The 22,421-nt window shown below is 70.4% G+C and carries 14 protein-coding genes and 2 pseudogenes; 9 read left to right on the top strand and 7 right to left on the bottom strand.

Going from position 1 to position 22,421, the window contains the following annotated elements; translation table 11 throughout:
* The 3 genes and pseudogenes from ND747_RS03150 to ND747_RS03160 all read right to left on the bottom strand — a co-directional run.
* Positions 1–1,440: pseudogene (locus ND747_RS03150) on the bottom strand (hypothetical protein); the annotation flags it as partial.
* Positions 1,433–2,284: a hypothetical protein gene (locus ND747_RS03155; RefSeq protein WP_251731619.1), complete on the bottom strand. Its 852-nt coding sequence runs from the start codon at positions 2,282–2,284 to the stop codon at positions 1,433–1,435. The pseudogene ND747_RS03150 and the gene ND747_RS03155, both read right to left, overlap by 8 nt.
* Positions 2,281–3,885, bottom strand: coding sequence for a hypothetical protein (locus ND747_RS03160; RefSeq protein WP_251731697.1), 1,605 nt, complete (start codon positions 3,883–3,885; stop codon positions 2,281–2,283). The genes ND747_RS03155 and ND747_RS03160 overlap by 4 nt, the downstream gene beginning before the upstream one ends.
* Before the next feature lie 660 nt (positions 3,886–4,545).
* Between ND747_RS03160 and ND747_RS03165 the strand changes: the two genes are divergently transcribed.
* The 7 genes from ND747_RS03165 to ND747_RS03195 all read left to right on the top strand — a co-directional run bounded on the left by ND747_RS03165 (position 4,546) and on the right by ND747_RS03195 (position 14,687).
* Positions 4,546–5,661: an MBL fold metallo-hydrolase gene (locus ND747_RS03165; RefSeq protein WP_251731621.1), complete on the top strand. Its 1,116-nt coding sequence runs from the start codon at positions 4,546–4,548 to the stop codon at positions 5,659–5,661.
* 152 nt (positions 5,662–5,813) lie between these two features.
* The gene (locus ND747_RS03170) at positions 5,814–6,395 is read left to right on the top strand and encodes a TerD family protein (RefSeq protein ID WP_251731623.1); all 582 of its coding nucleotides are present in this window, start codon (positions 5,814–5,816) and stop codon (positions 6,393–6,395) included.
* Positions 6,396–6,554: 159 nt separating this feature from the next.
* Positions 6,555–7,574 (top strand): alpha/beta hydrolase, encoded by a 1,020-nt coding sequence (locus ND747_RS03175; RefSeq protein ID WP_374216131.1) that lies wholly within the window; start codon positions 6,555–6,557, stop codon positions 7,572–7,574.
* 324 nt (positions 7,575–7,898) lie between these two features.
* Positions 7,899–11,030, top strand: coding sequence for an ATPase (locus ND747_RS03180; RefSeq protein WP_251731626.1), 3,132 nt, complete (start codon positions 7,899–7,901; stop codon positions 11,028–11,030).
* A complete protein-coding gene (locus tag ND747_RS03185; protein ID WP_251731628.1) occupies positions 11,027–12,520 on the top strand; it encodes a hypothetical protein in 1,494 nt (497 codons plus the stop codon). Before ND747_RS03180 ends, ND747_RS03185 begins: the two co-directional genes overlap by 4 nt.
* The gene (locus tag ND747_RS03190; protein WP_251731629.1) at positions 12,521–12,736 is read left to right on the top strand and encodes a DUF2283 domain-containing protein; all 216 of its coding nucleotides are present in this window, start codon (positions 12,521–12,523) and stop codon (positions 12,734–12,736) included.
* A 586-nt stretch (positions 12,737–13,322) separates the two neighbouring features.
* A complete protein-coding gene (locus ND747_RS03195; RefSeq protein ID WP_251731631.1) occupies positions 13,323–14,687 on the top strand; it encodes a hypothetical protein in 1,365 nt (454 codons plus the stop codon).
* Positions 14,688–14,863: 176 nt separating this feature from the next.
* Here ND747_RS03195 and ND747_RS03200 read toward each other — a convergent pair whose 3' ends face one another.
* Complete coding sequence (locus ND747_RS03200) at positions 14,864–17,833, bottom strand: hypothetical protein (protein ID WP_251731632.1); 2,970 nt, start codon at positions 17,831–17,833, stop codon at positions 14,864–14,866.
* Between the two features lie 486 nt (positions 17,834–18,319).
* Between ND747_RS03200 and ND747_RS29990 the strand changes: the two are divergent.
* Positions 18,320–19,317 (top strand): annotated as a pseudogene (locus ND747_RS29990) (zinc-binding dehydrogenase).
* An 83-nt stretch (positions 19,318–19,400) separates the two neighbouring features.
* Here the strand turns inward: ND747_RS29990 and ND747_RS03215 are convergent.
* From ND747_RS03215 to ND747_RS03225, 3 genes are all read right to left on the bottom strand, one after another.
* Positions 19,401–20,357: a GlxA family transcriptional regulator gene (locus ND747_RS03215; protein ID WP_251731638.1), complete on the bottom strand. Its 957-nt coding sequence runs from the start codon at positions 20,355–20,357 to the stop codon at positions 19,401–19,403.
* 65 nt (positions 20,358–20,422) lie between these two features.
* Positions 20,423–20,740 (bottom strand): type II toxin-antitoxin system RelE/ParE family toxin, encoded by a 318-nt coding sequence (locus ND747_RS03220; RefSeq protein WP_251731639.1) that lies wholly within the window; start codon positions 20,738–20,740, stop codon positions 20,423–20,425.
* Between the two features lie 254 nt (positions 20,741–20,994).
* Positions 20,995–21,717, bottom strand: a complete 723-nt coding sequence (locus ND747_RS03225; protein ID WP_251731641.1) for an HAD family phosphatase — start codon at positions 21,715–21,717, stop codon at positions 20,995–20,997.
* Between the two features lie 202 nt (positions 21,718–21,919).
* On the opposite strand from ND747_RS03225, the gene ND747_RS03230 reads away from it, so the two are divergent.
* Entirely contained in the window at positions 21,920–22,345 is a 426-nt protein-coding gene (locus tag ND747_RS03230; protein ID WP_251731642.1) for a CoA-binding protein, read from the top strand.
* Positions 22,346–22,421 lie beyond the last annotated feature (76 nt).

Raw genomic sequence — 22,421 nt, forward strand, 5'->3', positions numbered from 1 at the left:
CAGCAGGGCCCGGGCGGCGCTGTCGCGGTCGGCGAGCACCGTGGCGGCGGCTCCCTCGGCGTCGGTGACAAGCCGGGTCAGCCGGCCGGCCTCCGCGGTGGCCGCACCCAGTCGCAGCACATCCCCGACGGCCCGCCAGGCGTCGATCTCGGCGCCGGCGTCAGCGGCTGCCGCGGCGAGCCGGTCACGCTCCCGAACCGCCTCGTCCACCCGTAGTTCGACGACCCGTCGGCGTAGCGCGAGGACCTCGCCGTGCGCCCGGGCGCGGGCCTGGTGGGCGTCCCGCTCCGCGCTGCGGGACGCTTCGAGCTGGGCGTCCAGGCCCGCCCGGGCAGCTTCGTCGCGGCGCAGCCGGGCCCGCAGCCGGTCGTGCAGCCGGGTTGCCCGGGCGGTGGTGGCGGCGTGGGCGGTCGCGGCGGCGGTGCGCTGGTCCACCGCGGTGACCAGCGGCGCGAGCCGTTCCAACGCGCCCTGGACGAAGTCGCGTTCGGCGCCGAGCACGGCCCGTTGCGCCAGCCGTGCCGCGTAGCCGTCCACGACGTCGGCGAGACCGTCCGGATCCTCCGCGGCGGTGACCGCGCGCAGCAGGAACTCGACGAACTGTTCGTCGCTGCCGAAGGAGAACGCCTCGGCGGCCTCACCCTCGCCGGCGTTCATCGCCCGCTGGTAGCGGAAGAGCTCCGGGTCGAGCCCGAGTGCGTCGAGCTGCTCGCTCCAGGCGCCCTGCTGGGTCAGCCAGGCAAGTGCCAACGCCGGCTCGGCGGTGTGCGCGTCCTGCAGACGGGTGCGAAACCCCGACAGTGTGACCTGGCGCCCCTGCTCGGTGAACGGCAACCCGTCAATGCCCATCCCGCTCGCCTCAGCCGCCTCAGCCGCCCCGCTCGTCCCACCGGTGGGACGCAGCGAGTACCACGCCTCGGTGAGCCGTCCGGCGTCTGTGCCCCGGCCGCGCCACTCGCTGACCTTGCCGGTCAGCAGGCGTTGACCGGTTCCGGCATGTTGCCATTCGCAGACGACATGGCCGGTGTCGCCCGGCAGGACGAAGTTGTCCAGGACCCGTCCGTTCGACGTGCCGACGACCTGGCGCCGCCCCGGCAGCACCACCGAGAAGATCAACTTGATCAGGACGCTCTTGCCGCCCCCGTTCTCCAGGAACAGCACGGACGCGGGGGAGGGCCGCCGCGCACGCGTGTCCCCTGTCCCCGTGCCGTTCTTCGTCCCGCCCGGGACGGAACCCGAGGCGGTGGTCGACGACCGGGCTGATGCCGACGACCGGGTCGTGGCCGGCGCGGATCCGGCCGCCGGAGCGGGGGTGAACAGGGCATCCTGACGGGGTCCGGTGACCTCGCCGCCGACGCCGGAGAAGTCCAGCGTGACGTCGGCGAACCGGGCGCCGGGCGGCCCGACGGCATGCAGCCGCACCCGGGAGAGCTCATACATCGGCGGTCTCCGTCACCTCGGCGGCGTCGACCGCACCGGCAGTTGTCACCGGCAGCACCGGCTCGTCCGAGCGGACCTGCAGCGAGCCGGAGCCGTCGGTGACGGTGACGACGCCGAGTGCCAGCAGCTCCTCGAACGCGGCGTCCGCGGCCAGCTCACGGACCTGGATCTGGTAGCGCCCGGTGGTGCGGAACGTGCCGCCGGCCTGGTCGCCGACGGGGACCAGGCAGCCCGAGTCGACCAGGAAGTTCATCGCCCGGGCGATGATGCCGGTGGTGGAGCCGGCCAGGCGGCGGGCGTCCCGGGTGATGCCGGTGGACGCCCGCCGGGCGTAGAGCCGCCACGCCGCCTCCAGCCGCGGCGCGCCCAGCGGGGGGTCGAGGGTCAGGTCGTCCTCGGCGCAGCGTTCCGCGAGCAGCCGGCAGGACTCGCGCACGAACGCGTCCACACCGTGCACACTGACCCGCCCGACATAGGAGGCGTCGGCGAGGTCGGCCGGCCGGGGGTAGGCCAGGGCGGCCACGGCGAGCTGGGCGAGGGCGTGCAGGAGTCGGTCGGCGGCCCGGTGCTCCCCGCCGGCCCGCCGGGCGTAGTCGCCGATCCGCACGGCGAACGCCGACTCGGCCGCGCCCGCCGGCACCATCCCGGCCCGTTCGGACACGTCCAGTACGACCAGCCCCAGGCCCGCGGCGATCGCCTGGGTGAGCGCGGCGAACTCGGTGTCCGCCAGGTAGCGGCGGACCAGGTCGCGGTAGTCGGGGTCGCGGGCCGGCACCAGTCGGGGCCGCAGCCCGAACGACAGCAGCCGGGCCGCGTCCTGCGCCCCCTCCAGCGGCCCGCTCACCGAGCCGTCTCCACGGTGTGCGTCGCCTGCTCGGAATCTGCCGCCTGCGCCGGATTCGCCGCCGGTTCCGGTGAGCCGAGGCGGGCGCGTCCGACGAGCAGGTCCGCTCCGCCGAAGTGCGGGTCGGCCAGGGGCGTGCCGTCGTCGACGGCGACCATCAGGGTCGGGTCCCCGGCCTGGCGGGCCGCCTCGATGCGTGGGCTCACCGCATGCAGCGCGAGCAGTGCCACCAGCTCGGCCACCTCGGCGCCACCGGCCACCGCGGCTCCGGTATCCCCGGCGGCCACGGTGGCGGTGGTGGTGCGCCGGGCGTCGGCGAGCAGCGCGGACAGTCGGCGCGGCCCGGCCGGGTCGAGGTCGAGCAGCTCCAGGGCCCGGGCCCACGTCTCGTCATCGAAGCGCGGCTGTTCGGTGAGCTCCACCAGGTCGGCCTCGACGATCTCGGCGCCGAGCACGTCGCGGTCCACCGGGGGACGCAGCAGCACATCGACCAGATCCAGCACCCGGGGCGCCCGCGGGGTGCGCACGCCGACCGCGCCGGGGAAGAACGCCACCGCGGGACGTTCCGCCTCGCCGGCCGGCAGGGCCAGGGTGGGCACCAGCAGCTCGGCGTGCAGGTCGATCCCGGCGCGGGCCGAGGCTGCGGCAAACTGCTGGCGATCCTGCTCGGCGCGGAACACCCCGCCGGCCTCCAGCAGCCGGGCCTGCAGCTGGGTGTGCCGGCGGATGCAGTCGCCGACGATCGTGACCAGATCGGCGGCCTGACGCTTGTGATCCGGGTCGTCGGTGGAGTCGCGGTAGCGGCGGATGTGGGTCAGGATCGCGTTCTCGTACCGGTAGCGCTGCTCGACATGCGCCAGCGCCTCATCGATGAGCGTGGGCATTGCCTCGAGCCAGTCGACGGCGAGCACGTTGCGCCTGGTCGCGTCGAGCCGGCCGCGCAGCTGCTCGGCGTACTGCACGGTGCGGTAGCGGGCGGCCTCGGCGGCGGCGCGGGCGTCGGCGAGCCGGCCGCGGCGGATCAGCGTGTCGAGGGCCACCTCGGCGGCGATCTGCGCCGAGGTGATGTCGGTGTCGAGCGCGCCGACGAGCACCGTCACCGCTTCGTCGGTGGCGCGCAGGTAGATGTCACCGGCCGGGTCGGCGAGCTCCACGAGCAGCTTGAAGTCGAACCGGCGCCGGACGTAGCGCCCGTCGGCATGCAGGGTGCCGTAGCCGGCGTCGAACCCGCGGTTGACGTTGCCGACGTTGATCAGGCTGTGTAGCACCCAGGACGCCACCCGCTCGTGCTCGGCCGGCGGCCGCCCCGGCGCCTGCGCCGCCGCCAGTGGCACCAGCCGCCGCAGCACCTGGTCGTGATCGGCCCCGCGGTCGAAATCCATCGACACGGTGACCTGGTCGATTGCATGCAGGCCGAGCTCGGCCATCGCGTACCCGGAGAAATCCGCGGCGCCCGGACCGCCGCCGTGTCCGTCCCCGTCGCCCTCGCTCGCGCCGGCCAGATGCGCCTTGCGGACGTCGAGGTCGTGCAGCGGCTGGGTGAGCGCGAGCGCCTTGAGCCGGCGCACCATCCCGACATCCCCCACCAGCCCCAGCCCCATCGGCGACACCGTTGGCACCGGCGACGGGGCTGTCGCCCCTGACAGTGCGGTCACCTGGGTCGGTGCCGTTACCGGGGACGGCGCTGTCTGCTGGGACGGCGTCGTCTGCTGGGACGGCGTCGTCTGCTGGGACGGCGGAGTGGACGGGGCGGGCTCGAACATCGGTCTGACATTAACGGTTGCGTCTGACAGTTCTGCCGGCCACCCGAACGGGGGTCCTGAGCCCCGTGGCCTCGGTGGTGGTCCGAGCGGGACGGCACCCTCGACCCGTCCGGGGCCTTTCGTGGATCAAGGTCTGGTCACGGTCGAGGAGCGCCTCCGAACACGGCGGCGGCAGGTTCGCAAGGTGCGCGGACGGCGGTTGGTCGGTGACGCTTTGCGGATGGCGGGCGTAGGTGAAGATCCGCGAGACGACATGCTCCTGCCCGGGCCCTCACCGACCTGCGCCGCGGCCCGCGAGTGGTCCTTTCGGCGCAATGGCCGCGCGTAAAACCGCAGCAAGTGAGCGGTTGTGTCCACCCCCACGGGCCGGCGGGGAGTCGCCCGGCCAGCGACGGCGGTGGACGTCCATACGCTCGGGACGGATCCGGTGCCGACGTCAGAGGTCGCCGTGCGGCCCGGCCGCCGTCGACTTCCCTGACCCGCTGGAGGCACGACGCGATGACCACCACACCCGACGCACCCCCCGGCGCCACCCCGCCGCCCGGCGCACCATCGGGCGCCACGACTCCGGGCGCCACGACTCCGGGCGCCGGGGGCGCGGCGGTCCCGGCGCAGCGCCGGCGGTTGCCGGCGGTGGAGCAGATCCGTCCGGGGCTGTGGAGTGTGCCCGTCCCACTGCCGGTGCGCCGGCCGGCCCACATGTACGTGTACGTGTTCGAGACCCCGGCCGGGCCGTACCTGGTCGATGCCGGCTGGGATCATGATGAGAGTTTCGCGGCCCTGGAGGCCGGTCTCGCCACGATCGGCACGTCGCCGGCCGAGGTGCGCGGCATCCTGGTCACCCACGCGCATCCCGATCACTACGGGTTGGCGCACCGGGTCCGCGCGGCCAGCGGCGCCTGGATCGCCCTGCACCGACTGGAGGCAGCCGCGCTGCAGCGCCAGACCGAGCTGCTCCAGGACGCCGAACTTGCCATGCTGCTTGCCGACGCGGGCGTCCCCGACGAGGTGACCGCCGAGCTGCTCGCCCGCGACCCGCTGGTCCTCGCCCCACCGCAGCCGCCGGACCTGCTGATCTCCGACGGCGACCGCCTTGACGTCCCCGGCTGGTCCCTGCACGCCCTGTGGACGCCCGGCCACACACCCGGCCACCTGTGCTTCTGGGAGTCCGAGCACCGGCTGCTGCTGTCCGGCGACCATGTGCTGCCCGGCACCGTCGTCAGCACACCCCTGCCGGACCCGACCAACCCGGACCCTGTCGGTGACCTCCTGCGCTCCCTGGCCCGGCTGCGTACGCTGGACGCCTCGCTGGTACTGCCCTCCCACGACCAGCGCTTCACGGGCCTCGGGGACCGCCTGCTCGAGCTCGAGAGCTGCCACCGGGCCCGGATGACCCAGCTGGTCAACGGCCTGCGTGATGGTGTCGGCACCGTCTGGGACCTCGCCGCCCTGGTCACCTGGCACCGTCCGTTCGCCGACCTGCGCGCCATCGCGATCCAGATCGCCGTCCAGGACACCCGGTCCTACCTGACCGCCCTCGCCGCCACCGGCATAGCCACCGCCACCGTCCCCGAGGACGGCAGCCCCACCCGCTGGCGCCTGGCCACCACCTGACGGCCACCCGGCCTGCCCTGGGACGTCCGGTGATCGATGTGGCCGGATGGTTCGGGTCTGTGGGGTTGGCGTTGGCTGGTGTCGGGTCGCTGACGTCGCGGGCGGCCGGGCGGGGGATGTCGGGGCGGATCCGTCGGTACTAGGGTGTGGTCATGACGTCGGTGTCGTTGTCCAAGGGCGGGAATGTCTCGCTGAGCAAGGTCGCGCCGAACCTCACGACGGTGACGGTCGGCCTCGGTTGGAAGATCCGCCAGACCAGCGGCGCCGACTATGATCTTGATGCGAGCGCCATCGTCGTCAACGAGGCAGGTCGGGTGCTCTCCGACAGCTACTTCGTCTTCTTCAACAACCTGGTGAGCCCGGACGGCGCGGTCCAGCACCTCGGCGACAACCTCGTCGGTGGCGGCGGTGGGGACGACGAGCAGATCAACGTCGAGCTGCGCACGCTCACCCCGCAGGCGTCCAAGGTCGTCTTCACCGTGTCGATCTACGACGCCGACCAGCGCCGCCAGACGTTCGGTCAGGTCCGCGACGCGTTCATCCGGGTCACCGACGCCAACACCGGCGCCGAGGTCGCCCGCTACGACCTCACCGAGGACGCCTCCACCGAGACCGCCATGATCTTCGGTGAGCTCTACCGCTATGGCGGCGAGTGGAAGTTCCGCGCTGTCGGCCAAGGCTACTCCACCGGCCTGCGCGGCATCGCCCTCGACTTCGGTGTCAACGTCTCCTGATCTGTGTGGTCTCCTGACCTGTGCCGTCTTCTGACCTGCGCGGTCTTCTGGCCTGTGCCGTCTGTCGGCCTGCGCGGTCGGGTGCGCTTCGCGGTTTTCTGACCTGGTGCGTCCCGGCGGGCGTCAGACCTCTCAGTGCGGAATATGGGAACTTGTCTTATGCGAAACGCAGCGGACGCCGGCCCGTTACCGTCTTTCCATCCTGACCTGCGCGCGGCCCAGTTCCTCCCCCGGACCTCAGTGGGACCACGCAGCCTGCGCGTGGTCCGGGCGCTGACCCGGCTGTCCACCCGCCGCTCGAACTCCCAGACCTCGATGGAACAGATCGCCCCCGGAGTCACGGTCCGCGTGTACCGGCCGGCACCGCCCGACCCGACCAGACCAGACCAGATTCGGCCGTCCAACCCGGGTCGTCCGGCGTTGCTGTGGATACACGGCGGCGGCCTCGTTCTCGGGGTCGCGGCCATCGACGACCCGTTCTGCCGCCAGATCGCCGACGACCTCGGCATCGTGGTGGCCTCGGTGGAGTACCGGCTCGCCCCCGAACACCCGTATCCGACCCCGCTGGAAGACTGCTACTGCGGGCTGCGCTGGCTCGCCGAACAACCCGACGTCGACCCCGAGCGCATCGCGGTCGGCGGCAACAGCGCAGGTGGTGGCCTTGCCGTCGCACTCACCCTGCTCGCCCGGCAACGCGGTGAGATCCACCCCGTGTTCCAACTGCTGTCCTATCCGATGATCGACGACCGCAGCAGCGACCGCACTGACATCACCCCGCGGCAGTTGCGGATGTGGAACCAGAAAAGCAACCGGTACGCCTGGACCTCCTACCTCGGCCCCGCCGCGACCGACGCGTCCGGCCAGGTGTCATCGCTGGCCGTGCCGGCCCGCACCGACGACCTGACCAACCTGCCCCCGGCCTGGATCGGCGTCGGCACCCGCGACCTCTTCCACGACGAGGACGTCACCTACGCCCAGCGCCTGCGCGCCGCCGGGGTGACCTGCACGGTGCACGAGGTACCCGGCGCCTACCACGGTTTCGACCTCGTTGAGGCCACCGCCCCCGTCTCCCGCGAGTTCCGCCGCGCCCAGATCGCCGCCCTGACCGCCGCTCTGGCGGACCCCATCCCCGCGAACGGGGAGAACAGCGCGCGGTCTGCGTATCCGGCGGCGGACTGAGCAGGGAGTCTGTCCTTCGATAGCCCCCAACGGCGATGGCAAGCCTGGTCCAGGCGAGGTCCGTGGTGGAGTCGGTCGAGCCAGGGACGCACTCTGGTCGATTCGGCCGATGTTTGTGCATTGCAAGAGGGAGAATGTGTTTCTGGCATCATGGCGATGCCTGGACGCTGGGCCAGGATTACGGGGGCGTCATGATCGGTTGCTGGCAGTGGTGGCTGTCTCGGGCTCGGATCAGGTGTGCGGCTGTTGGACGGTTGTCTGCTGCTCAGGCCCGGCCGGCCAGCTGACGGCCGGCCGATGGCGAACCAGCGGATGGTTGACCAGGTGGCACAGGCTGCGCGGCTGGCGAGCGGGGTGCGGGCCTACCGGTTGGTCTCGGCTCCCCGCCCACCCGAGGATGCCCAGGCCCGAGACCCGGTACCCGCCCAGCTCTTCGCGGCTGTGTCGGCTGCCCATGCAGTTTTTCAAAGCCTGACAGCGGACGAGGACCGGACGGCGCCACTGCGGAACCTGACAATGCCGCAGGATCAGCTTCCCGGTGCTGCCGGGAGCGGCCCCGGGCGTCCTGCCGATCCGGTGCTGCTCGCCGCCTGGCTGCGTCTGCCGATGGAGGCATCCCACACCCGGCGCGCAGGTACTTCACACGATCAGGAACGGTTTGTCTTTGTGCTGGGCGGGCGGCCCAGCTTTCCCGGCGCAGCACCCGGCCAGGTCCGCTCCGATGGTACCCATGGGCTGCTCTTCCCACCGGGCACGAGCGGCGTCGAACTCGCCGACGAAGAACTTGATCAGCTGCTCGCTCATTATCCCGTGTGGCTGCCCTGCCTGGGAGCTCCGGATGCGCTGTGGACGTTGCCGGACGAAGAGGTCTGGCAGCAGCGTCGCGGCTCGTTCGACGATCATGCAGCCCATCTCGGGTATCCCTTCGCCTGGCTGGTACTGGCCGAGCCCCGGCGCCCCGAGCAGGTCCAGGCGGACCGTGACCGGCTCGAGGTTGGCATACCAATGCTGCGTGAGGCAGCGCGGGGGTCCCGGTGGGCCGAGCTCGAACGCGCCGAATCTCGTTTTCGCGAGCTTGCCCGCTACGGCGGCGCTGGCATGTGGAATGTCCGGGTCCTCGTCGGCTCGCAGACGCCCACCGCGGCACGGGCTGCGGCGTCGCTGCTGTGTGGCGCCGCAGAGCTTGGTGGACTGCCGTACACCCTGGTCCCGTCGGCAAGGCACGGCAGTTTTGCCGAAGCCTGCGCAACGCCATCTCCGTCCGGGCAGGCAAGCCCGTTCGAGCTTGCGGACGTGTTCCTGCCGTCGTCGCCGTTCGCCGCGTCCAGCGAGCTCGTGGCCGCGCTCGCCCGCCCGCCGGGCCGGGAACTGCCCGGCATCCGGCTGTTGGCGCCGCACCGGTTCGACGTCACCCGTGACCGCACCGACGGCGACGGTTTCCCGATCGGCACCGTGCTCGATCCGGCCTATGCCGACGCCGGCATGTTCGTCATCACCCGGCCCACCCTGAACCGGCATGCGTTCTTCTGCGGAGCGACTGGTTCCGGTAAATCCCAGACCACCCGCACACTGCTCGCCGCGCTGTCCGCACCGGCCGATCCCGCCGACCGGGTGCCGTGGCTTGTCATCGAGCCGGCGAAGTCCGAGTACGCCCGGATGGCCGGCCGGGTGCGTCCCGGCGACACAGTGACCGTGCTACGCCCCGGCGTCCCCGGAGATCCACCCGCCTGCCTGAACCCGCTGGAACCCGAACCTGGCTATCCACTGCAGAGTCACGCCGACCTGGTCCGCGAGTTGTTCCTGGCCGCGTTCGACGCGGACAATCCGGTGCCGCAGATCCTTTCGATCGCGCTGTCCGAGGTCTACGCCAGCGCCGGGTGGGACATGGTCACCGGCGTGCCGCGGCCGTCCAGGCGCCCCCGGCTGTTCGTCGACGAGGACCCGGTCGATGTCCGCCCCCGCTACCCGACGCTCGGCGAGTTGCGGATCGTCGCGCAACGGGTCGTCGACGACATCGGCTACGGCCATGAGGTCCGGGACAACGTCCGCGGCCTGGTTGACGTACGTATCCGCGGCCTGCGCGAAGGCACACCCGGCCGGTTCTTCGAGGGCGGCCATCCTCTCGACGTCGCCGCCCTGATGAGGCAGAACGTCGTGCTGGAACTGGACCGGGTCACCAGCGACCAGGACAAGGCGTTCCTGATGGGGATCGTGCTGATCCGGATCGTCGAGCACCTGCGGACGAACCCGCCGAGGCCCGGCGACGACCGGCTGCGCCACGTGCTCGTCCTCGAGGAGGCACACCGGCTGCTACGCCGAGACGCTGACGGGCCCGCCGGCAATGCGGTCGAGCTGTTCGCCGGCCTGCTCGCCGAGATCCGCGCCTACGGCGAGGGCGTGGTCGTCGTCGAACAGATCCCCGCGAAGATCATCCCAGACGTCCTGAAGAACACCGCACTGAAGGTGATGCACCGTCTGCCGGCCGCCGACGACCGGGCCAGCGTCGGCGCCACCATCAACCTGCGTGAGGAGCAGTCCGAGCACGTCGTTGCGCTGCCACCTGGTCAGGCCGCGGTTGCCCTCGACGGTATGGACCGGCCGGTACTCGTCCAGATGCACCACGACGAGGATTCCGAGTCAGCCGAGCGGGCCAGCCATCGCCCGCCGGTGCGGGACCCTCGCAGCCGTCTGTGCCCACCGGACTGCCGGGATACGCCGTGCACTCTGCTCGCGATGAGCGACGCCCGTCACGATGCCGCCTCGGCCCTGCTCGTCCTGTGGGTTGAGGCCGTCATCGCCGCGACCATCGCTGGACTGCGCCCGCCCACTCCGTCCGCCGAGGTTTCGGATCTGGTGCTGGCCTGGCCATCCCGGCGTCGTGACTGCGCCTTGGCGCACGCGGTGGAGCGGTCGGTGGACGCCCGTCGTCCCCTGCTGCGGCGCTGGCTCGACCCCGCCGACCTGGCCGATCACCTGACGGCGACGCTCATGGCGCACCTGGGCCTACACCCGGCGCCCACTGAGGACGCCCGCCGCTATCAGGCCGGGGTCTTCCGCTGGCAGGACGTGCGGGCCCAGCTGCTGCGCGACACCGCACGCCACCGGCCCGATTCCGTCGGCCATCCGCATCCGCTCACGGAGCAGTGGGCCCGCCGCGGCCTGATCCTCGAGGGTGCCGATATTCTGGCGCAGCTGCAGTCCTTCCGAGAGAATCCGGCGCACGCGGAAGGATCTGAGCGGGTCGCGGTCGGCGACCCGGACGCGAGTGGGCTCACCACCGCGCAGATGGAAGTGACCGGTTCGGCCGGGGAGCCGTATCTGCGCCGGGCCTTCGCCCGAGCCTGCGCCGACGACATCACCAGGATCGCCCGCCTGTTCGCGAAGCCCTCGCAGCGGACCTCGGCTCCCAACGTCGGGCCTGCTGGCACTGGCACTGGCTCGGGGACAGGGCCATGAGCGGTGAAAGCGGCGGCACTTCAGGCGGCGAAAGCGGTGGCGGCCCGGGTGGTTTCGGCGGTCCCAGTGGCTTCGGCGGCGAGAGCGGTGGGCGTTCCACCGCTGGCGGAGAGACGGGGACGACGGCGACAGCCGAGGGGTCCGGTACACCCGAGGCAACGGGTGGCCTGGAAGGTGCGACGCCTTCGGAGACAGTCGAGGGGCCGGCTGACAGTGACGCGCAGGCCCTAGCGGAATCGCTTGTCGCTGAAGCGGAAACAATCATCGCCGACGCCCGCGCCGCAAGCGTCGCAGCGGCGGAGGCGGACGCGCTGGTCGCCGAGGCCGAAACGGTCGTGGCGGAGGGCCGCGCGGAGAGCATCGCTGCCGCGGAGGCGGAATCCCTGGTCGCCCAGGCGGAGGCGGTGATAGCGGAGGCTCGGGACAGCGACAGTACCGAGGCACCTGCCACGGTGAGCGGGGCCGAGGCTCTGGCCGAGTCGCTCGTCACGGATTCGCCGGACGAAACCACCACCGCCGCTCCTGGGATCGGCGCGCTCGAAGCTCCCGCGGAGAATCCCACCGACATCGCGGCAGAGCTCGGTGATCCCGAGACCACCGCGGAAACCCTCGCGGCGGAGGACAACCAGGCCCCCGTGAGCCTTGTCGAGGTACCCGCGCCGGCGGCCGAGCAGGAGGTCGCTCCTCCATCTGCCGAACCTGAGATCTCCCCTCCCTCGCCCGAGCCGGAGGCCCCCGAGCCGCGCACCGAACCCGAAATCCAGACCCCGGACCCGGGAACCGAGGTACTTCAGCCAGACTTGATACCTGAGGAAGCCGCTCCAGAGTCGGAGCCAGAGGCTCCTGAGCCAGCCACGGATCCCGAGATCACGCCGTCGCCGGGCAAAGAGCCAGCGGAACCGGCTACCGGGCCGGAACTTGCCCCGACACCATCGGGGACCGAAAACCCGGAGATTGTTCCGCAGGAATCCCTGGTGATGCCGGATATCATCAGGGATGCCGGCCCACATGATCCGGACGTGGTTTCGGAAGTATCGGACGACGAGGAGGAGGATTCCGGTTCCGATGCATCGGAACAGAGGCCGCCGACGCGTGCAGATCCGAAAAGGCCGGCGGAACGTGCGGCCGCTGGCGATGTGCGAAGAGCGGTCAACTCGATCGAAGATGATCTCGATCCGGAGTCCGACGAGGACTGGGACCTGGGTGAGATCGAGTCGAACCCCGAGGCGAGAAGGCCCGATTTTACAAAGCATGGAGATTATCGCTGGCGTCAAAAATCTGTGAATGTGGACCACGTTACGGAAGTAGGGCAAAAATTTATCCAGGAAGAAGATGGTGCGGAAGTGTACGTAGCGCCATCCGAGGTGAAGCCATGGGAATTTGATGTTGTTATTGTTGGGCGGGGAGGTCATGTGACCAGCATCCCAGGAGTCGATCAGAGGGGTCTGCTTAGAATGGAGGAAAAGAGAAAATGGGAGCGGGTGTATTAGATGAGAAGTACCTACGATCCTGATCGCGATTCTCTTATGATCGATCTTTCTGATGGTTACGTTGAAGAAGCCGTCAGCACAAGAATATGTGACGTTGACTTTGGAAGTGGCGTGGTGGCGCTCTTTCTTGATCGAGACGAGAAGCTCCTCGGCATAAGCATCATGGGTCTTAGTGGCGTGGTTCCTTCTGTGGTTATGGATAGTCTTCGTGAATAATTTCGATTCCGACTAATCGTGCTTTGGTATTGATTTCGGGGGTGATAGTGTGGCGTCGGTGATGCCGTCGGAGCAGGATTCTGACGAGCTTGAGCAGGTGGAGCGGCGGGAACTGGCTGAGCGGCTGTTATCGCAGCGGATGGACCGGTTCCGGTGGGGTTGGCAGTTCGTGCCTGGGCAGCAGCGGGCGCTGGACCCATTGAGCCGGCCGGTGCTGCTGGCCACGGAGTTCGGAGCGGCGGCCAGTGCCGCCCAGCTCGGGGTGTTGAGCCGGGCATGCGCGTTCGGCGGAACGGTTCTTGGTGGCGCGGCGCTGGCGCTTGGTGCCGTGACTGGCACGCCATTGGTTCTTCCCGGGCTCGCCATCGCTGGTGTGTCAGTAGTTGGCGGTGGCTTGGCCACGGCGTATGCCAGGTGGCGCGAGGGGGCGGAACGCGCCCGGGAGGGCGCCCGGGTCGACGAGCACGACCGCCAGCGGGGCGCTACCGCTGCCGCGGTCCCCCGAGACGCGTGGCAACCTGTGCAAGCCCCACCTGATGTCAACCGGACCGATGTCGTCTGCGGAACCTGGGACGGCTGGGCCGCGATGATCGCGTCGACCGCCGGCTCACTGATGGCCACCGACCGCAGTGTGGTGGTGCTTGACCTGACCAGCCACGATGTCGCCGAGGACCTGATGCGGCTGGTGAGTAGCACCGGCCAGCAAGTGCCCTGTTTCCGGTTCCCGACCCTGCTCAGCATCGTTGATCTGTTCCACGAGCTGGAGCCGGAAGCTGTCGGGCGGGTGATCGCCGACGCGTTTGCTGTGCTGCCTGGTCGCAGCGGATCAGCCGAGATCCGCCGCCGCGACGAGGCGATTGTCCGAACCGTCGCCCGTCTAATCGGCGGACCGCTGACGTTTCGCCGCCTTGCCGCGGGCGTACGAGTCCTGCAACGCCTCAGCGAGAGTGGCGCCGGCAGCGCCCAGATCGACGGCGCATTGAGCCTTGAGCAGCAGTTGGCGCTCAGTCGCGTCAGCCACGAGTTCGGCCGCACGCCGCAGGAGATCGACGAGCTGACCTTTCTTGTCGACACGTTCGAGATGCTGGCTGGTAACGACGGCCGACGGCACTTCGACGCCCCGCCACCGGCCGACGAAGAGCCCACCGTGCGTCCGGCCGGCGGGCAGTGGCGCCTTGGGCTGACCGTGTTCACCGCGCCGATATACAACAATGACAGTGGTGCGTCGGCGCGTATTCTGCTGTACCGCTTCATGGAGGACCTTCGTTATGGAAAGCCACATGAAACCGATGACCTGATCATCGTCGCCGGAGTCGACCGGCTTGGCCGAGACGTGCTCGACGAGTTCAGTCAGCACGCCCACAACGCCAAGGTCCGCACCATGTTTCTGCACCAGCATGTGCCTCCGCTCGAGGACGCACAGCGGATGCTGAACACCGCGGGCAGCGTCACCCTGCTCATGGGGACCTCCAATGCTCTGCAGGCAAGGGCCGCGGTCGATCTGATCGGGGCTGAGTACCGCTTTGTTCTTAGCCAGGAGACTCAGAACACCAGCGAGTCGCTCGGCTCGAGCCAGGACGAGACGATCGGCCAGGCGCACACCGAATCGACAGATCAGCAGCGCGGGCGCAGTTTCCAGTTCGGGCTGCGGCACGGCGAGCGGCTACCGATTTTCACCCGCAACTCGGGTTCCTCTCGTGGCACCGCCCGGACATCCCAGTGGGCGCGCACGCGTGGGACGTCCGAGACGACTGAGCATGGCACGTCCATAACCACCTCCCGGGTGTTTGAGCCCGGCGTGGAACCGGTCGAGATCGAGACCCTCCCGAGGACCGCGTTCATCGCCCTGAACAAGGTCCATTTCCGGGAGGCGGTTATGGGCGACTGCGACCCCGGTATCTGCCGGGACCCGCGGGCCGTTGACCCGCAGCCCGAGCGCCCCCGGCGGTAGGTGCGCGGTTGCTGGAAATCTGCTTTCAGGACGCTGAAGGTACCTTCACAACAGGATGAGCAGTACCACCGGGGTGCAGGGCACCGCGACGATGACAAGGACCGCCAGAACATAGAACGCCAGTAGTACCCGGCGCTGCCGGCGGACATGACCGGGCATCGAAGTCGGGGGTTCCATCACTGGCCTGTGCCCCGCGTGCCGGTCGGATAGGGCAGGGCGTTCGCCGCCGGGCGCGGTCCGGTCGGTCGTTGGTTCTGTTGTCGGGTTACCAGATGGCGGAACCGACGAGAGTGCGCCGAGAGCATCCACAGCACCGGCTCGGTAGCGGCGATTCGGGCGGCCGGGTTGAGCTGGCCGTCCGGCGGATCCGATTGCCCGTCCGGCTGTACGCCGTCGTGCGTTCGGCGTTGGAAACTGTGCTCCACGCCCATCCCCTGCCCTGATCTGGTCGGGGCGTGGGGGTGGGGGTGGGGGTGGAGGTGGAAGCAGTCCACTGAGCTCAGCGCCCAGTAGCGGGTGTCGGTGAACTCCTGCGCCGGTTGCAATGCCAGCTCCCGCAGGTGCGCCGGGCCGGACAACCACTGGCGTACGGCGGCATCCTGGTACTCGGGGGCGAACGGGGGCAGCTGTAGACCCGGTGGCAACTGGCGCAACCAGTCGGTCTTGCTGATCACCACGGCCAGCCGCAGGGAGATCCGACCGCCGCGCCGAGGCAGTGTCCGATCGGCTTCAAGCACCCTGATCAGCCGCCGCATGGTGTCAAAGGTCGGCTCCGCAGCTGGACGAGCGACCTCGAGTGCCGTGTCGAGCTGGGCCGGGGAGAGCCGCTCGAGGAGCGCCGGCTGCGCGGCCGGGTCGACAACGAGCAGCGCGTTGTGCGTCCGCTCCAGGTACCGGTGAGTGGTGCGCAGCGTCTCCTGATCGGTGTAGAGCCTTCCGTCGGGGTCGAAGAAAAAGACGATTCGACGCGGGCCGCGACGAACACCGACCGTGACGACAAGGGCCCGCGGGTTCGGAGTTGGCGTCGACTCCAGTTGGCCCCCGTTGGCCAGAATCCGCATGCTGCGCTGATACCACTCCTCATCCGTGCGGAACGCGAAGGACATGGCAAGATCGCCCGCAGAGGCGAGGTCGCGCAGACCGGCGAGAGCGGCGACCAGATAGGTCGTTTTGCCGGAAGCAGGCGGCCCGACCAGGGCGATATGGACGATCGGCACATGGCCGACACCATCAGGCAGCCGACCGGAGCATGATCCGCAGAAACTGGCGAGATGGCCGCCTCGGCCGGACGCCCAGGTGCGCAGGCGTGTCTCGCAGGCGCACACGCGGTACAGCAGGCCTCCTTGCCCGGGCCACAGATCGTCATGGCGCCGTCCGCAGGACGGATTGGAGCACTGGTAGAACGGCCGGCGCAGCGGGCGGGCGCAGTCGGGATACGGACAGTCGACACCTCGCTCCGCCGCCAGCCGCAGGGTGGCCAACGTCAGCTGCGGGCGGGTCTCCCGCAGAAACCAGCGCACCGACTCCAGGAGGCGCAGGCCCGTACCCGCGGCCGTGAACAGCGCGACCGTGGTGAGGACGAAGGCTGCATACACGGCAAGAACGACCCGGCCGAGGCCAGTAGCCATGGTGACGCCGGCCGACGTGCCGGCCTGCCACATCCGGGTGTCGCGGCCAACTGGTCCGGTGGGCCTGACCAGCGTCTCCGGCCTGCCTGGCCCAATGCCTCCCCGGAGCGGGCCGGGCCAGCGAGTCGGGCCGGCCAGGGGGAAGGTCGCCCGGGCGGTGAGCACCGTGTCCTGAGTAGCTGCCCTGACGGCGGAAAGGTCCGCTGCCGCCTGGCCGTTGTGACCGTAGTAGGCAGGATATGCAACCTCGTTCTCCGCGGGCCGTAGCACCGGTGGCCCGGCAGCCAGCGTGCGCGGCGGCAGGACGAGAAGGCGACCGCCCAGCCGGCTGAACGCACTCACCATGCCGAACACGAACAACAGGGCACCGCGGGCATGGCTACTGGTCGTGGCACCAGCAGACTGGAGCCGGCCGGTCCAGGGCTGCCATGATCCCGACAGCGACCACCTGGGCCGCCGTGGCTGTGGACCTGCCCGTCGCGCCGACGCGTCCGCCCGCGGGGCGGCCGGTGTGAGGAGGTCGACCTCACCGGGCGGCCCGGAATGCCGTGTGGGCCGGTTCAGGGGAATGCCCGCCCTGGCAGCCACCTCGACCAGGTGCCGGGCGGCATCGGCATCTGCCGCGCGGAACGAGGCGCTGACTGATGCCAGGACCTCCACCCTTCCGACCTGCCACACCTGCGCGGCCACCACTCCCCAGGGGCCGGCAGGTAGCTCGCTGCGGGCACTCGCATGCAGATCATGCGTCTCGAAGCGGACGCCGAACGGGACGGCGTGCGCATCGATGCCGGCACTGTGCGGTACCACGTTCAGCACATGACGGGACTGCTCCGGTTGCCCCACCTGCACGGCGAAGGTCATCGCCAGGGCACGTTCCCGCGGTAGCGAGCCGGTGGCCAACCGGATCAGGTCGATCATGGCTGCCGGGTCGGGCTCCACGAGCACGACCCGGACGGCGCCTTGGCCGAGCGCCGCCCGGCGGACGCCGTCCAACAGCGGCGCCAGCCGGCCCTCGCGATGCAGGTCGCGGGCGCGGTTGATCGCTGCTGCCCGTGGACGCGACAGGTCAAGGGCCAACCTGTTGACGACTGGAAGAACGCCATGGGACGGTCGGTCCGCCCAGCCTGGCCACCAGGCCAGGTCGGCGGGGAGATGCCGGCCGAGATCCTGCTCAGGCTCGGTGAGCAGCAATGCGTGCTGCAGCACATTTCCTGGACGGCCGGCGAATTCGTCGCCGATGTCGACGGTCCGGCAGATGACGGCGGCCCCGTTCTCCAGACGTGAGTAGCTCAGGACGACGCCAGGTGTGTTCTGGGGCGCAGAGCGGCGCTGCACCCGACTGGTCTCGGCTGTCTGCCGTTGTGGTCCCGTCCGACGTGCGCTTGTGGCGAGCTCGGCGGCAAGCAGCGCGGTGACCTGCTCGCGTGTGCTGTCGTCCAGGCCGGGCGTGGACGCTGTGACGCGCCAGCCCGGCCGATTCGACGACGCCGCTGACGTGTGATGCAGCTGATAGATCATCGAATGTCACCGGACACGGAAGTGACCGCAGGGTCCCCTGTCTCTTGCCAACCCGGATTCACTTGATGTCGTATTCACCGTTCGCGCGCCTCCGCCCCCGTGCAAAGCCTGCCCATCCAGCATGGCAGTGCCACGCGTGTGGTGGCTACCAAACACGGACAGAAACATCGCCCTCGTCCTGTCCTGTCCGGGGGTCGTCTCTGCTCGGGCACCGGGCGGCCGTGGTGGCATGCCGGTGCCGTGCGATCGGTGGCTGGATCTGTGGGCCGTCTAGCCGATCGCGTGCGCTCCCCGCCGGCGACTGTGTCGTCGAGGCTCGTAATCGGTTCCAACAACCTGCCGGGTTGGAACGGCCTGGTCGGATCAATGGCCGGACGGACAAGCGGCCGGACGGATAAATCGAGGGAGTGCGCCATGATGGCCATCTCGGTGGGTGGGGCTGGCGATGCCGGCACGGACGAGGCCCTGCGCGGCAATGACGCGGCGATGACGACGGCGCTGGTACCGGCGGCTTTCGGTGGTGGGCTGGAGCATCGTGAGGTGCCCAGAGCCGAGCCGGGGATGGGCGAGGTGCTGGTGGAGGTGGCGGCGAGCGGGGTGAATCCGCTGGATCTGAAGATCCGGGACGGGGGAGCGGCCCATGCCCGGGTGAACGTGCTAGCGGTGCTGGGGATCGATCTGGCCGGGACCGTGGTGGCCGTCGGGGCGGGGGCGGGCGGGTTTGCGGTGGGTGACGAGGTCTACGGGATGGCGGGTGGGGTCGGCGGGCTGCCGGGGACGCTGGCGCGCCAGGTGGTGGTGGATATCGATCTGCTTGCGCGCAAGCCGGCGAGGCTGACCATGGTGCAGGCCGCTGCGCTGCCGTTGGCGCTGGTCACGGCCTGGGAGGGGCTGGTCGACCGGGCGGAGGTGGGCCCGGGGCAGACCGTGCTCGTCCACGGAGGTGCCGGCGGGGTGGGGCACATCGCCGTCCAGCTGGCCGTCGCCCGGGGCGCTCGGGTGTTCGCGATGGGGACCGGGGCCAGCCTTGAAGTGATCCGCGGGCTCGGCGCCGAGCCGATCGATTACCGTGCGACTTCGGTCACGGACTATGTGGCGTCGGCGACCGGGGGTGCGGGTTCGACGTCGTGTTCGACACGGTCGGCGGGCCCACGCTGGACGCATCGTTCGAGGCGGTCCGGCGGTACACCGGGCGGGTCGTGAGCATCCTCGGCTGGGGGACGCACAGCCTGGCACCGCTGAGCTTCCGCGGCGCCACCTACTCGGGCGTGTTCACCCTGCAACCCCTGCTGGACGGCATCGGCCGGGCCCACCACGGCCAGGTGCTCGCCCGCGCCGCCGAGCTGGTTGACGCCGGGGCGATCACGCCGATCCTGCACCCGGAGGTGTTCGACCTGGCCACCGTCGAGCAGGCGCACGAGGTGCCGCGAAGCGGCCGGGCCCGCGGCAGGGTCGTCATCGACCTACGGGCAGACACGGCCTGATCAGCCACCGGTGTTGGCAGCGCCAGGCGTGCGGGACCGGCCAGGCGTGACGGACCGGCCGGTCGTCACGGTGCAGCCGGAGGTCACGGCGCGGGCAGACCGGTGCGGGCGCGTTCGAGGTAGACGGTGGGGCTCATGCCGAGGCGGGTGACGAACACCCGGCACAGAGTCTCGGGGCTGCCGAAGCCGCTGAGCTCGGCGGCGGTCGCGACCGTCCGGCCGGCCTGCAGATGTGTCTGTGCGGCCTCGATCCGGATGTTCTCGACGTGACGGCTGGGCGTTGTGTCGAGCTCGTCGTGGAACAGCCGGCCGAGCTGGCGCACGCTCACCCCGGCAAGTCCGGCCATGTCGGCGACGGTGAACCGCTGGGCCGGGTCAGCGGCGATGGCATCCAGCAGGGCGCGCAGCGGCGGGTCGGTGGTGACCGTCGAGCGCGACGGCGCCGAGAACTGGGACAGCCCACCCGGGCGCTGCATGAAGATCACCATCTGCCGGGCGACGTCCCGGGCGCCCTGCGGGCCGAGATCGTCCTCGACGAGAGTGAGCGCGAGGTCCATTCCCGAGCCAATCCCGGCCGCAGTGACGATCGGCCCGTCCCGGACGAACAGCACGTCGTGCACCACCCGAACGGACGGGTACGCCGCCGCGAACCGGCGGCTCTGCGTCCAGTGCGTTGTTGCCCGCCGCCCGTCGAGCAGCCCGGCCTGGGCAAGCAGGAACGACCCGGTGCAGACCGAGGCTGTGCGCCGTGCCAACCCGCTTAGCCGGACCACTGCGCCCATCAGCTCCGGTGCGAACGGCCTGGTCACCATCCCGTAGGCGCCTGGGACGACCAGCGTGTCGACCTTGGCCAGGTCGGCGGCGGCAACGTCGGCGTGCAGCACAAGCCCGTTGGACGCCCGGGCGTGCGCGCCATCCACCGAGGCGAGCATCGTGCGGTAGTCGCCGCCGAAAGCGTTGGCGTGATGGAACACGTCTGCCGGCCCGGCAACATCGATCATCGTGGCGTTGTCGTGGACCAGAACCACCACCGTCCGCATCTGACCATCATGGCGGGCGGCCCGCTTCTGCGGCGTATGTCAACCGGCCTACGACGGGCGGACGGTCAGATGCGGCGCCAGCCGGCGGCGGTGCCGGAGCGCCCGACCGTCGGGACGACCCGGGTGCGGGCGCCGCGGGGACCGATCACCATGACCCGCACGGTCAGCGTGTTCGCATCCACCCGGTAGAGCACCCGCCAGGTGCGGGTCACTGCCTCGAACATGCCGACCTGTTCGCCGGGGATGGGCGTGCCGGCCTTGCGCGGGTCGTCGCGCAGCTTGCCGTCGAGGAAACTGCGGACCTCGGCGCGGGTGAGCTCGGCCAGTTTGGCCAGATCCCGTTCGGCCGAGGCGGACAGGGTCACCTCGTGCTTGTCGCTCACCGCCGGCCGCCCGCGTTCGTCACCAGATGATCCTATGCGTCCCGCCGCGGAGAAGACGGACGTTCGCCGCAGCCGGGCAGCCGGGCAGCCGGGTCCGGCCACCGGAGGCCCGCACCCCTTGCTCGTTACGCCCTGGAGCGAGCCGCGGAGCAGGGTCGGGCTTGCCCGGGTCGCCGTAGTCGGCAAAACGACCACGACCACGACGACCCTTCAGCCCCGGACTCCCTGTACTCCCCGTGATCCCCGCGGTGTTGTCACGGGCTGCGACTCTCGCGATTCGATGATCTACTGGCTGCGGCTGCGGCGGTGTGGATGACGTCGGCGGTGAGCTCGGCGGTGGAGGCAACCGTGGCGGAGGCGAGGTCGAGGGCGTCCGCGGCTGGTGGGAAGTGCGCGTTCGGGACGGCGACCACGGCCATCCCGGCCGCCGCGGCGGCGCGCAGCCCGTTGCTGGAGTCCTCGACCGCCACACACGCCGACCCCGGCACCCCGAGGCGCCGGGCGGCCTCGAGGTACACGTCGGGCGCTGGCTTGCCCCGCGACACCTCCTCCGAGGACACCACCACCGCGAACGACGAGGCGAGCCCGGAGCGCTCCAGCACCAGCTCGATCAGTGCCCGCGGGGACGAACTGGCCAGCCCCAGCCGATACCGCGTCGCGATCGCCCGCACCGCGTCCACCGCGCCGGGCAGCAGCGGTGGCGCCGCGCCGTACCGCTGGGCCACGAGGTCGATCACCTCGGCGGAGACGGCCTCCGCCGGGCCCGCAATCCCGAGAGTGGTGAGATACGCCGACCATTCGGCGGTGCTCATGCCCATCATGCGAGCGGTGCTGTCGGCCGCCCAGCGTCCGCCCCGCTCGGCGACGTACGCCCGGCGCACCTCGTCCCACACCTGCTCGGAATCGATCAACACCCCGTCGAGGTCGAACACCACCACCGCGATCGCGCCGCTCCCAGCCCCGCTCCCGCCGTCCATCCCGTTTCTCCAGGTCCTCGGCCAGGCGTCAGCTCCGGCGCTTGTCGGTCGGCGTCAGCGTCGCCGGGCATCCGAGCCGGACGATACGCCTGGCCCATCCGGGCCATCCGGGCCAGATCTCCCACGGCCGTGGACGTCCCTGGAGAGCGTGGCCCGCCCGAAGCGTGGATGACCCGAGCGCCTGCCGGTGTTGGTCGTGGTCATGCGCCACGGAGACGACGAGACGATTAGGCACCTGCTGACCGACACCGAGGTGTGGGCGGTGGTCGGCCTGTCCACCAACACCGCCCGGACGGCCTACTCGATTGCCGAATACCTGCGCCGCGGCGGCAAGCGGGTCATCCCGGTCCATCCGACGGCGCCGACGATCGCGGGGGAGCAGGGGTATGCCACGCTCGGTGAGATTCCCTTTCCGGTGGACGTCGTCGACGTGTTCGTCCGCTCGGAGCTCGCTGGTCCGGTCGTGGACGAGGCCGTCAAGATCGGTGCGAAGGCGGTCTGGCTGCAGCTCGGGGTCCGCGACGACGCGGCCGCCCGTCGGGCCGAGGAGGCCGGCCTCCCGATCGTGATGGACACCTGCCCCGCGATCGAGGCACCCCGCCTCAGCGTGGCCTGGCCGCCGCGCTGACCGTCCCCGCGTCCCCGCGAACCTCGCTCCCCGGCCGGACGGACTCTGCTCGTGGCGACGTGGACGCTGTCGCCAC

The organism is Frankia sp. R82, assembly GCF_023716925.1.
Taxonomy (GTDB): domain Bacteria; phylum Actinomycetota; class Actinomycetes; order Frankiales; family Frankiaceae; genus Frankia.

Excerpts from the sequence above, each read along its gene's own strand:
- ND747_RS03230 (WP_251731642.1), top strand. The coding sequence starts at position 21,920 with ATGCGCCACGGAGACGACGAGACGATTAGGCACCTGCTGACCGACACC.
- ND747_RS03170 (WP_251731623.1), top strand. The coding sequence starts at position 5,814 with ATGACGTCGGTGTCGTTGTCCAAGGGCGGGAATGTCTCGCTGAGCAAG.
- ND747_RS03175 (WP_374216131.1), top strand. The coding sequence starts at position 6,555 with ATGCGAAACGCAGCGGACGCCGGCCCGTTACCGTCTTTCCATCCTGAC.
- ND747_RS03200 (WP_251731632.1), bottom strand. The coding sequence starts at position 17,833 with ATGATCTATCAGCTGCATCACACGTCAGCGGCGTCGTCGAATCGGCCG.
- ND747_RS03160 (WP_251731697.1), bottom strand. The coding sequence starts at position 3,885 with ATGGGGCTGGGGCTGGTGGGGGATGTCGGGATGGTGCGCCGGCTCAAG.
- ND747_RS03225 (WP_251731641.1), bottom strand. The coding sequence starts at position 21,717 with ATGGACGGCGGGAGCGGGGCTGGGAGCGGCGCGATCGCGGTGGTGGTG.
- ND747_RS03215 (WP_251731638.1), bottom strand. The coding sequence starts at position 20,357 with ATGCGGACGGTGGTGGTTCTGGTCCACGACAACGCCACGATGATCGAT.
- ND747_RS03185 (WP_251731628.1), top strand. The coding sequence starts at position 11,027 with ATGAGCGGTGAAAGCGGCGGCACTTCAGGCGGCGAAAGCGGTGGCGGC.
- ND747_RS03165 (WP_251731621.1), top strand. The coding sequence starts at position 4,546 with ATGACCACCACACCCGACGCACCCCCCGGCGCCACCCCGCCGCCCGGC.
- ND747_RS03190 (WP_251731629.1), top strand. The coding sequence starts at position 12,521 with ATGAGAAGTACCTACGATCCTGATCGCGATTCTCTTATGATCGATCTT.
- ND747_RS03195 (WP_251731631.1), top strand. The coding sequence starts at position 13,323 with ATGATCGCGTCGACCGCCGGCTCACTGATGGCCACCGACCGCAGTGTG.